This is a genomic window from Kitasatospora sp. NPDC007106 (assembly GCF_040634455.1).
Classification (GTDB): domain Bacteria; phylum Actinomycetota; class Actinomycetes; order Streptomycetales; family Streptomycetaceae; genus Kitasatospora; species Kitasatospora arboriphila.
In genome coordinates, this window is sequence record NZ_JBEYFP010000189.1 from 1 (window position 1) to 10095 (window position 10095).

The 10095-nt window shown below is 74.3% G+C and carries 12 protein-coding genes and 1 riboswitch; of the genes, 4 read left to right on the plus strand and 8 right to left on the minus strand.

The genetic code is table 11. The annotated features are described in order from the left end of the window. Positions 1–209 (plus strand): EamA family transporter (locus ABZ641_RS17125; RefSeq protein WP_359982680.1); only part of this gene is annotated, 209 nt, incomplete at its 5' end. 40 nt (positions 210–249) lie between these two features. Here ABZ641_RS17125 and ABZ641_RS17130 read toward each other — a convergent pair. Next, positions 250–1365: a HoxN/HupN/NixA family nickel/cobalt transporter gene (locus ABZ641_RS17130; protein ID WP_359982683.1), complete on the minus strand. Its 1116-nt coding sequence runs from the start codon at positions 1363–1365 to the stop codon at positions 250–252. Positions 1366–1396: 31 nt separating this feature from the next. Continuing rightward, positions 1397–1601, minus strand: a riboswitch (cobalamin riboswitch). Positions 1602–1683: 82 nt separating this feature from the next. Here ABZ641_RS17130 and ABZ641_RS17135 point away from each other — a divergent pair. Next, positions 1684–2046: a metalloregulator ArsR/SmtB family transcription factor gene (locus tag ABZ641_RS17135; RefSeq protein ID WP_344624208.1), complete on the plus strand. Its 363-nt coding sequence runs from the start codon at positions 1684–1686 to the stop codon at positions 2044–2046. Positions 2047–2262: 216 nt separating this feature from the next. Beyond that, complete coding sequence (locus tag ABZ641_RS17140; protein ID WP_344624207.1) at positions 2263–3309, plus strand: phosphatidylinositol-specific phospholipase C domain-containing protein; 1047 nt, start codon at positions 2263–2265, stop codon at positions 3307–3309. A gap of 43 nt (positions 3310–3352) precedes the next feature. On the opposite strand, the gene ABZ641_RS17145 is transcribed toward ABZ641_RS17140, so the two are convergent. From ABZ641_RS17145 to ABZ641_RS17175, 7 genes are all read right to left on the minus strand, one after another. Beyond that, entirely contained in the window at positions 3353–4159 is an 807-nt protein-coding gene (locus ABZ641_RS17145) for a DNA-formamidopyrimidine glycosylase family protein (protein WP_344624206.1), read from the minus strand. A 216-nt stretch (positions 4160–4375) separates the two neighbouring features. Next, positions 4376–5200 (minus strand): AAA family ATPase, encoded by an 825-nt coding sequence (locus ABZ641_RS17150; protein ID WP_359982686.1) that lies wholly within the window; start codon positions 5198–5200, stop codon positions 4376–4378. A gap of 76 nt (positions 5201–5276) precedes the next feature. Next, positions 5277–5720 (minus strand): type II 3-dehydroquinate dehydratase, encoded by a 444-nt coding sequence (gene aroQ, locus ABZ641_RS17155; protein WP_344624204.1) that lies wholly within the window; start codon positions 5718–5720, stop codon positions 5277–5279. Further along, positions 5717–6805 carry a 3-dehydroquinate synthase gene (gene aroB, locus ABZ641_RS17160; protein ID WP_359982689.1) on the minus strand — a complete coding sequence of 363 codons (1089 nt, stop codon included), beginning with the start codon at positions 6803–6805 and terminating at the stop codon, positions 5717–5719. The genes aroQ and aroB overlap by 4 nt, the downstream gene beginning before the upstream one ends. Further along, the gene (locus tag ABZ641_RS17165; RefSeq protein WP_344624202.1) at positions 6802–7323 is read right to left on the minus strand and encodes a shikimate kinase; all 522 of its coding nucleotides are present in this window, start codon (positions 7321–7323) and stop codon (positions 6802–6804) included. Before ABZ641_RS17165 ends, aroB begins: the two co-directional genes overlap by 4 nt. Next, on the minus strand, positions 7320–8504 hold the full coding sequence (gene aroC / locus ABZ641_RS17170; protein ID WP_344624201.1) for a chorismate synthase: 1185 nt from the start codon (positions 8502–8504) through the stop codon (positions 7320–7322). Before aroC ends, ABZ641_RS17165 begins: the two co-directional genes overlap by 4 nt. A gap of 207 nt (positions 8505–8711) precedes the next feature. Further along, positions 8712–9542, minus strand: a complete 831-nt coding sequence (locus tag ABZ641_RS17175; RefSeq protein ID WP_344624200.1) for a shikimate dehydrogenase — start codon at positions 9540–9542, stop codon at positions 8712–8714. A 136-nt stretch (positions 9543–9678) separates the two neighbouring features. Between ABZ641_RS17175 and ABZ641_RS17180 the strand changes: the two genes are divergently transcribed. Next, entirely contained in the window at positions 9679–10071 is a 393-nt protein-coding gene (locus tag ABZ641_RS17180; protein ID WP_344624199.1) for a peptidoglycan-binding domain-containing protein, read from the plus strand. Positions 10072–10095 lie beyond the last annotated feature (24 nt).

The window sequence follows — 10095 nt, forward strand, 5'->3', positions numbered from 1 at the left end:
CGGTCGGGGTGGCCGACGTCGCCGCGAACGCCGCCTTCGCCGCCGCCTCGCACCGCGGGTCGGTGGCCGTCGCCGCGGTGCTGGCCTCGCTCTACCCCGTGGTCACCGCGCTGATGGCCCGGGGGCTGCTCAAGGAGCGGCTGCGGCGCGTCCAACTGCTCGGCGCGGGCCTCGCGGTGGCGGGCACGCTGCTGCTGGCGGCGGGCTGACACCCCGTCCGCCGTTCGGGGCGGCCGCCCGCGGGCCACCTCAGGCCGCCCCGCCGGGCGTCCAGCGCTGCTCGACCCGGGCGATCCGCCAGTAGCCGATCGCCGCCGCCCACACCACCACGAACAGGCCGACGATGACGAAGCCGACGTTGTCCAGGCTGAGTCCGGCGATCCAGCCGCTCACCGGGTCACTCAGGCCCAGCTTGTCGTGCAGCACCGCGACGAGCTCGATCGTGCCGATGACGAAGGCCACCGCGATCGACAGGCCGGTGATGGCGAGGTTGTAGAACACCTTGCGGACGGGGTTGGAGAACGCCCACTGGTAGGCGAAGTTCATGAACGTGCCGTCGAGGGTGTCGAACAGGCTCATCCCGGCGGCGAACAGCAGCGGCAGGCAGACGATCGCGTACCAGGGCAGGCCCGCCGCGGCGCCCGAACCGGCCATCACCATCAGCGTCACCTCGGTGGCGGTGTCGAAGCCGAGGCCCAGCACCATGCCGACCGGGAACATCTGGCCGGGGCGGGAGATCGAGCGGGTGGCGCGGCGCAGGACGCGGTTCATCAGCCCGCGCGAGTCGAGCTGCCGTTCGAGCTCCGCCTCGTCGAAGGTGCCGGCCCGCATCGCCCGGAAGACCCGCAGGATGCCGAGCAGGGCCGCCAGGTTGAGCGCGGCGATCAGGTAGAGGAAGGCGCCGGAGGCGGTGGTGCCGATGGTGCCGAGCACCTGGTGGGTGGTCGAGCCGTCGTCCATCAGCACCCCGGCCAGCTGGGCGCCGCCCGCGACCAGGGCGGCCATCAGCACCACCATCGACGAGTGGCCGAGGGCGAACCAGAAGCCCACCGAGACCGGTCTCCGGCCGTCGGCCATCAGCTTGCGGGTGGTGTTGTCGATCACGGCGATGTGGTCGGCGTCGAAGGCGTGCCGCATGCCCAGGGTGTAGGCGGTGATGCCGAGTCCGGCGCCGAAGACCTGGGTGCCGACCTCGTAGCGCTCCGGCACGACCAGCAGGAAGAGCGTGCCGAAGGCGGCCACGTGCATCGCCAGGATGACCGCCAGCAGGCCGGCCGTGCGGAGGGTGTCCTCCCGGCGCCAGCGGAAGGCGGGCAGGCCGGGGGCGGTCGGCGGCGCGGCCGTACCGGTTGCGGGCAGGGTCATCTGCGGTTCACGCTCCAGCACCTCGTGGAATGACGTCGTGAGGTGCCGTGGCCGGTCTCCTGGCTCACGGGGAGGTTCTGACGGTGCCCGTACCCGGCCTTCCCGGGCGCGCCTGCGCCCAGTGACCCGCGAGGGGTACGGATTGACTCCCCGTTCACAGTGGCGAGGGCCGCTCCGGACTCGGACCCTGAGGTCCTGCACCGGTCTTCCCGAACACCACGGCTGCTCCACCGTAGGGGTGACGGACCGACAGCTGCAAGCCTGCACAACCGCGCAGGTGTCGTAGATCACGGCCGGTGGGCCTGCGAGAATGCCGCCATGCACCTCCTCCCCGCCGATCGCGCAGGCCACCGCACCATCGACGGGCACCGGGTCTGCGAGGCGATCGCCGGGATCGGCGACACCGGGCGGGTCCGGGCCTGGGCGGAGGTGTTCGGCCTGCTCGCCGACCCGGGGCGGCTCGCGCTGCTGCTCGCCCTGCACACCACCGGACCGCTGGCCGTCACCGACCTGGCGCTGGCCACCGGGATGCGCGATCCGGCGGTCTCCCAGGCGCTGCGGCTGCTGCGCGCCGCGGGCGTGGTCGAGGGCGAGCGGGACGGCCGGGTGGTGCGCTACCGGCTGACCGACACCGCGGTGGCCGAGGTGCTGGAGCACGGGGTGCTGGGGCGCGCCGACTGAGCGCCCGCTCGGAACGACCGCCCGCACGGCAGGAACCCCTGCACGGTACGGCCCCCTGCACGGAATGAGGGCTTCCTGACGGTTTGTCAGCGGGACGGGGGGTCAGCTTCAGCCAAGTTTTCTTGTCATGTCACCTCGAAGCCGTTCCGGTGGCCCATGCTTCCGGAGGCGGTCCGTCCGGCCCGCCGTCCCCAGGCTCCTGACGAGGAGACACCCGTGAAGCTTCGCCGTACGTTCGCCGTGGGGCTGCTGGCCGCGGCCGCCACCCTGCTCCCCGCGCACCAGTCCGGCGCCGCCACCGGCGGCGGCCTGCCGTTCGGTTCGGCCACCGCCGTCGGGATCCACAACACCTACGACCCGGCCGCCTTCCCCTTCCTCGCGCAGAGCCTGGACACCGGCACCGGCATGATCGAGCTCGACGCGTGGACGGACACCGTCACCAAGGAGTGGAAGGTCAGCCACTCCAACCCGCTCGGCAACGCCAACAACTGCACCGCCGCCACCGGCCCGGCGACGCTGTACAGCGGCGGCACCAACAAGAACCTCGAGTACTGCCTCGACGACCTGCGGATCTGGCTCGCCGCCCACCCGTCGAGCGGCCCGCTCGTCGTCAAGCTGGAGCTCAAGGGCGGGTTCGCCGCCAACCGCGGCATGGGCCCGGCCCAGCTGGACGCCCTGATAGCCGCCCACCTCGGCAGCGCCGTCTTCCGCCCCGCCGACCTGCTCGCCAAGCCCGGCGGCGGCAGCTACCCGAACCTCGACGAGGCCGCGAAGGCCGGCAACTGGCCGACCCGCGACGCCCTCGCCGGCCGGGTCCTGGTGGACGTCATCCCCGGCACCGTCGAGGAGGGCAACCCCTTCGACACCCTGCACACCGACGTCGAGTACAGCCGCTACCTGCGCGACCTCGCGGCGGCCGGCAGGGCCGGCCAGGCCCAGGTCTTCCCGGTGGTGCACGGCGCCGTCTCCGGCGACCCGCGCAACGCCTACGGCGAGGCCAGCATCCGGCCCTGGTTCGTGGTCTTCGACGGCGACGCCTCGGCGTACGTCGGCGGCATCGACACCGGCTGGTACGACGCCCGGCACTACCTGCTGGTCATGACCGACGCCCACAACGTGGCGCCCGCCATCAGCTCCACCGACCCCACGGCCGACCAGGCCCGGGCCCGGGTGACCCAGCTCGCGGCCGCCCACGCCAGCATCGTCTCCAGCGACTGGCGCAAGCTGCCCCAGGTGCAGTCCATGGTGCTGCCGCGCGGCTGACGGACCGTCGCCCTGCCCGGCCGACGGCCGGGCAGGGCCGCGCTCAGCGCCGCTGGCAGCCGGGGCACCAGAAGAGGTTGCGGGCCGCCAGCGACTCGGTGCGCACCGGTGTCCCGCAGATCAGGCAGGGCATGTCGGTGCGGCGGTAGACGTACACCTCGCCGCCGTGGTCGTCGACCCGCGGCGGCCGGCCCATCGCCTCCGGCGTGTGCTCCGGCCGGACGGTGTCGATCCGGCCCGCGCCGACGCCCGCGTGCATCAGGGCGACCAGGTCGGCCCAGATCGCGTCCCACTCCTCGCGGGTGACCCTGCGGCCCTCGCGGTGCGGGCTGATGCCGAGGCGGAAGAGCACCTCGGCGCGGTACACGTTGCCGACGCCGGCCAGCACCTTCTGGTCCATCAGCAGCGCGGCGACGGTGGTGGAGCTGCGGGCCACCCGCCGCCAGGCGGCGTCCGGATCGGCGTCGGGGCGCAGCGGGTCCGGGCCGAGCCGGGCGTGGACGGCCTCCTTCGCCGCGGGGTCGAGGAGTTCGCAGGTGTTGGGGCCGCGCAGGTCGGCCCAGCCCTCGTCGTTCGCCATCCGCAGCCGCACCTCGCCGACCGGCGCCGGGGCGCCGCCGCTGCCGAAGGTGAAGCCGCCGTACAGCCCGAGGTGGACGTGCAGCCAGTCCTCGCCGAAGCCGAGGAAGAGGTGCTTGCCGTGGGCCTCGGCCTCGTCCAGCGGGCGGCCGTCCAGTCGCGCGGCGCCCTCGGCGAACCGCCCCTGCGGGCTGCTGACCCGTACCGGCCGGTCGGCGAACACCCGGTGGTTCTCGTGGGCGAGGCGGTGGATGATGTGGCCCTCGGGCACGGGCGTCAGCTCCTCGTCTGGTCCGTCGCGGTCCCTCCATCATCCCAGGCGCCGGTGACACCCCCGACCGGCCGCCCGGGGCAGAGGCCTGCCCACGAGGGTCGCTCACGGTGACCTACGTCCGCCGTGCGCTGCCCCCGCGCCGCTGACCACCCGGCCGCAGCCGGGAGCGGACCACGCCGTAGGCGTCGGGCGCCGTCCGGGCACCGCCGCCGGTCACCGTCGGCCGGTGAGGCGGGACATGATGGCGCGGTCGAGGGCGGCGGCGGTGGAGGCGACGTCGAGCTGGGAGTTGTCGATGATCGGCAGGCCCGAGGTGCGCCAGCCGGCCATCCGGCCGTGGATGCGGGCGACCTCCTCGTCGCTGAGCCGGCGGTTGCCGCTGCGGCGGGCGTTGCGGGCGAGCACCGAGTCGAGGCCGGGCAGCAGGACGACGGGGATCATGCCGGGGCCGATGTGGCGCTTCCAGCCGCCGAGGCCGATCGCCGGGCGGTCCGGGAAGACGGCGTCGTCGATGATGCAGGAGATGCCGTTGGCGAGGTAGTTGCGGCAGGCGAAGCCGCAGGTCCGGCGGGCCAGCCGGTACTGGGCCTCGGAGGCGTTGTTCCAGCCGGACTGCGGGTTGGCGAAGCCGGACTGCACCCACTCGCGGACGTCGTCCAGGCTGATGTGCGCGGTCGGCATCGGCTGCCGTTCGGCCCAGTGCCGGGCGACGGTGGTCTTGCCGGCGCCGGCCGGGCCGATCAGCAGCACGGCTATCGGGCCCGTGGGCAGCTGCTGCTGCGGCGGGTGCGCGGGCAGTTGGACGGGTGCACCGGTCGGCAGGACGAAGTGGCCGGTGGCGCCGGGCGGCACGCTCATGGCGGCCGTGGGCGGCGCCGCGGGCGCCGCGGGAGGCACCGCTGCGCCGGGCTGCGGCTGGGCGGTGGGCTGCTGCGGGTACGGCGGCCGGCCCACCCCCGGCGCGGCACCCGGCCGGGCGGGGTACGGCGGCGCGACGGGTCGCGGAGGCATCGGTCCTCCCCCGGTGTACTGCGACATCGTCACCTCCCGACCGGGACACTACACGTCGGCCCGGTGGCGGGCACAGTCCGCCACCGGGCCACGTGATCGCACGTCAGCGGGTGGTGAGCTCCTCCGCGAGGGCGCGCAGCGCCAGTTCGTAGGAGCCGAGGCCGAAGCCGGCGATGGTGCCGGAGGCGATCGAGGCGATCACCGAGTTGTGCCGGAAGGTCTCCCGCGCGTACGGGTTGGAGATGTGCACCTCGATGAGCGGCGCGGTGCGCTGGGCGGCGGCGTCGCGCATCGCGTACGAGTAGTGCGTGAAGGCGCCCGGGTTGATGACGACCGGGGTCTTGGCGTCGGCGGCCTGGTGCAGCCACTCGACCATCTGCAGCTCGGAGTTGGTCTCGCGGACCTCGACGTCGAGGCCGAGTTCGGCGCCGAGTGCGGTGCAGCGGTCGACCAGCCCGGTGTAGGAGGTCGCGCCGTACACGTCGGGCTCGCGGCTGCCGAGCCGGCCGAGGTTGGGGCCGTTGAGGACGAGGACCTTGGTGGTCATCCGGACACCTCCGCGTAGGCGGCGACCAGCAGGGACGGGTCGGGCCCCTCCAGGATGGAGGTCTTGGCCAGGCCGTCCAGGACGACGAAGCGCAGCAGGTCGCCGCGGGACTTCTTGTCGATCTTCATCGCATCGAGCAGCCGCGGCCAGGCGTCCGCCCGGTAGGTGAGCGGCAGGCCGACCGAGCCGAGCACCCGGCGGTGGCGGTCCGCGGTCTCGTCGTCGAGCCGGCCGGCGAGGCGGCCGAGTTCGGCGGCGAAGACCATGCCGATGGAGATGGCCGCGCCGTGCCGCCACTTGTAGCGCTCGTTGCGCTCGATGGCGTGGCCGAGGGTGTGGCCGTAGTTGAGGATCTCGCGGCGGCCGGCCTCCTTGAGGTCGCCGGAGACCACGTCGGCCTTGACCTGGATGGCCCGCCGGATCAGCTCCAGGGTGTGCGGCCCGGACGGGCTGGTGGCGGCCTCCGGGTCGGCCTCGACGAGGTCGAGGATGACCGGGTCGGCGATGAAGCCGGCCTTGATCACCTCGGCCAGGCCGGAGACGTAGTCGTGCTTGGAGAGCGTCTCCAGGGTGGCGAGGTCGGCGAGCACGCCGGCCGGCGGGTGGAAGGCGCCGACCATGTTCTTGCCCTCGGCGATGTTGATGCCGGTCTTGCCGCCGACGGCGGCGTCGACCATGCCGAGCAGGGTGGTCGGCATGGAGATCCAGCGCACGCCGCGCAGCCAGCTGGCGGCGACGAAGCCGGCCAGGTCGGTGGTGGCGCCGCCGCCGAGGCCGACGATCACGTCGCTGCGGGTGAAGCCGGTCTGGCCGAGCACCGACCAGCAGTACGCGGCGACCTCCGCGCTCTTGGCGTCCTCCGCGTTGGGCACCTGGAGGGCGATCGCCTCGTAGCCCTCGGCGGCGAGGTCCTCGCGGACCGCCTCGCCGGTGGCGGCGAGCGCCTCCGGGTGGATCACCGCGACCCGCTTGGCCTTGCCGCCGATCAGCGGGGCGAGCTCGCCGAGCAGCTGGTGGCCGACCAGCACGTCGTACGGGTCGTGGCCGGCGCTGCCGCCGACGTGGATGGTGACGGTGTCGGTCATGCCTGCTTCAGCTCCAGTGCTTCCATTACGGCGTCCGCGACCTGCTCCGGGGTGAGCCCCTCGGTGTCGACGACGGCCTTGGCCACCTCCAGGTAGAGGGGGCGGCGGGCGTCCATCAGCTCGCGCCAGCGGGCCCGCGGGTTGACCGCGAGCAGCGGGCGCGGCGCGTCCAGGCCGACCCGCTTGACCGCGTCGCCGAGCGCGACCTCCAAGTACACCACCGGCAGGCCGGCCAGCAGGGCGCGGGTGGCGTCGGCCATCACCGCGCCGCCGCCGAGCGCGAGCACCCCGGGGTGGGTCTCGGCGGCGGTGCGGACGGCCCGCACCTCCAGGTCGCGGAAGTGCGGCTCGCCCTCGTCGATGAAGATCTCCGGGATCGGCTTGCCGGCCGTCTCCTCGATGTCGGCGTCGGTGTCCCGGAAGCCGACGCCGAGCCGTTCGGCGAGCAGCCGGCCGACCGTGGACTTGCCGGCCCCGGGCGGGCCGACCAGCACGACGACCGGTGCGTCCCCGCTCATCGGACGATCAGGTGGTCGAGGTAGGACTGCACGTTGCGGCGGGTCTCGGCGACGTTGTCGCCGCCGAACTTCTCGGCCACCGCGTCGGCCAGCACCAGCGCGACCATCGCCTCGGCGACGATGCCGGCGGCGGGCACCGCGCAGACGTCGGAGCGCTGGTGGTGGGCCTTGGCGACCTCGCCGGTGCGCACGTCCAGGGTCTGCAGGGCGCGCGGCACGGTGGCGATCGGCTTCATCGCGGCCCGCACCCGCAGCAGCTCGCCGGTGGACAGACCGCCCTCGGTGCCGCCGGAGCGGCCGGAGGTGCGGCGCACGCCGGCCGCGGTCGGGACGATCTCGTCGTGCGCCTTGGAGCCGGGCACCCGGGCCAGCTCGAAGCCGTCGCCGACCTCGACGCCCTTGATGGCCTGGATGCCCATCAGCGCGGCGGCCAGGCGGGCGTCCAGGCGGCGGTCCCAGTGCACGTGCGAGCCGAGGCCGACGGGCACGCCGTAGGCGAGCACCTCGACGACGCCGCCGAGGGTGTCGCCGTCCTTGTGGGCCTGGTCGATCTCGGCGACCATCCGCTCGGAGGCGTCGGCGTCCAGGCAGCGCACCGGGTCCTCGTCGAGGCGGGGCTCGTCGGCGGGCAGCGGGTAGACGCCGAGCGGGGCCCGGGCGGCGCCGAGCTCGACGACGTGCGAGACCAGCTCGATGCCGCAGGTCTCCTTGAGGTACGAGCGGGCGACGGTGCCGATCGCGACCCGGGCCGCGGTCTCGCGGGCGGAGGCGCGCTCCAGGATCGGGCGGGCCTCCTCGATGGAGTACTTCTGCATGCCGGCGAGGTCGGCGTGGCCGGGGCGCGGGCGGGTCAGCGGCTCGTTGCGGGCGAGGCCGCCCAGGATCTCCGGGTCGACCGGGTCGGCCGACATGACCTGCTCCCACTTCGGCCACTCGGTGTTGCCCACCATGACGGCGACCGGGCTGCCCATCGTCAGGCCGTGCCGGACGCCGCCGAGGAAGGTCACCTCGTCCTGCTCGAACTTCATCCGGGCCCCGCGGCCGTAGCCGAGCCGGCGGCGGGCCAGGGCGTCGGCCACCATCGCGGTGGTGACCGGCACACCGGCCGGCAGGCCCTCCAGCGTCGCGACCAGTGCGGGGCCGTGCGACTCCCCCGCCGTCAGCCAGCGCAACCTACCCAACGGAGCTCCTTCGTCAGCGGCCCGGCCCGTGCGGCACGGGCCGACCGGGGCTTTCGTCCGGCGGGCCCGGCCTCGGGCAGGAGGCCACCGGGCCCGCACACTGCTCCGATCCTTTCATGCCGCGCGGCGGGGCAGGCGCGTGGTCCGCGTGGCGGACACCCGGATGGACACCCGCAGGTTTGCCGCGCCGGGGCCCGGGTAACGTCCTCAGCCCGCCGCGAGCGCCGCCTCGCCGGCCGCGCGCATCGCCGCGAGCGGGCCCGGCTTCACCCCGGTGAACACCTCGAACTGCAGCACCGCCTGGTGCACCAGCAGATCCAGCCCGCCGAGCACGGTGCCGCCGCGCTCCGCGCAGGCCGCCGCGAGCCGGGTCGGCCACGGGTGGTACAGCACGTCGAAGAGCACCCCGGGCTCGGCCGGCAGCGCCTCGGCGAAGGGGTCGGTGGCGCCGGCCGGGGTGGTGGAGATGGTCAGCGGGTGCGCCAGCGCCCCGGCGCCGTCCTCCCAGGCGGCGGTGCGAACGCGCAGGCCGAGGCGGTCGCCGAGCTGCCGCATCTGCTCCGCCCGCTCGGCGCTGCGGACGTGGACGGCGACCTCGCCGGTGCACACCTCGGCCAGCGCGGCGAGCGCCGAGGAGGCGGTGGCGCCGGCGCCGAGCACGGCGGCCGAGTCGACCTGCTCGACGCCGCGCTCGCGCAGCGCGTTGACCAGGCCCGGCACGTCGGTGTTGTCGCCGCTGCGCCGGCCGTCCGGCCCGAAGACCACGGTGTTCACCGCGTCGACGGCCAGCGCGGCCGGCGAGACCTCGTCCAGCAGCGGGATGACCGCCCGCTTGAGCGGCATGGTGAGCGACAGACCGGCCCACTCGGCGGGATCGATCCTTTCGATGAACTCCGGCAGCCCCGCCTCGTCCACCTCGAACCGGTCGTAGCGGCGCTCCGCCATCCCGAGCGCCGCATACCCGGCGCGGTGCAGCACCGGCGACAGCGAATGGGCGATCGGCGAGCCGAGTACGGCGGCCCGCAGCTGTGTCGTCACGTGAGTCCCCTCGGGGGCGGTGGATCAGGACAGGTTTCCCCGGTGTTCCGGCCACCTCCGCCGGAACGGCGGAAGCCCGGCGGATCGTAGGCGCACGATGCCCGGACAGTTGTTCGACCTACCGTAGGAGCACCGGATGTCCCGCATCGTACGCACCGCCGCCGCCACCGCGCTGGCCCTGTCCGGACTCTGGCTGGGCACCGCCCCGGCCGGCGCCGCCTCGCTGCCGTCCTGCACCCGCGCCGTGGCCGACATGGGGGTCTTCGTCCCCGGCACCGCCGGCGGCTCGGTGGACTGCGTCCTGGGGGTGGGCAACCAGGGCGAGGCCGTCGACGTGCTGCAGAGCGCCATGCACTACTGCTACGGCGAGAACATCGCCGCCGACGGCGTCTTCGGCCCGGCCACCAAGGCCGCGCTGCGCCGGGTGCAGAGCACCGCGGGCGTCTACCCGGACGGCGTCTACGGCCCGCAGACCCGCAACGCGATGCTCTTCCTCGGGCACTCCGGCGGCGGCTGCCAGCAGTACTGACACGGCGGCGCGGCCGGTCGCACC

Excerpts from the sequence above, each read along its gene's own strand:
- ABZ641_RS17130 (WP_359982683.1), bottom strand. The coding sequence starts at position 1,365 with ATGACCCTGCCCGCAACCGGTACGGCCGCGCCGCCGACCGCCCCCGGC.
- ABZ641_RS17135 (WP_344624208.1), top strand. The coding sequence starts at position 1,684 with ATGCACCTCCTCCCCGCCGATCGCGCAGGCCACCGCACCATCGACGGG.
- ABZ641_RS17150 (WP_359982686.1), bottom strand. The coding sequence starts at position 5,200 with ATGTCGCAGTACACCGGGGGAGGACCGATGCCTCCGCGACCCGTCGCG.
- aroQ (WP_344624204.1), bottom strand. The coding sequence starts at position 5,720 with ATGACCACCAAGGTCCTCGTCCTCAACGGCCCCAACCTCGGCCGGCTC.
- aroB (WP_359982689.1), bottom strand. The coding sequence starts at position 6,805 with ATGACCGACACCGTCACCATCCACGTCGGCGGCAGCGCCGGCCACGAC.
- ABZ641_RS17165 (WP_344624202.1), bottom strand. The coding sequence starts at position 7,323 with ATGAGCGGGGACGCACCGGTCGTCGTGCTGGTCGGCCCGCCCGGGGCC.
- ABZ641_RS17180 (WP_344624199.1), top strand. The coding sequence starts at position 9,679 with ATGTCCCGCATCGTACGCACCGCCGCCGCCACCGCGCTGGCCCTGTCC.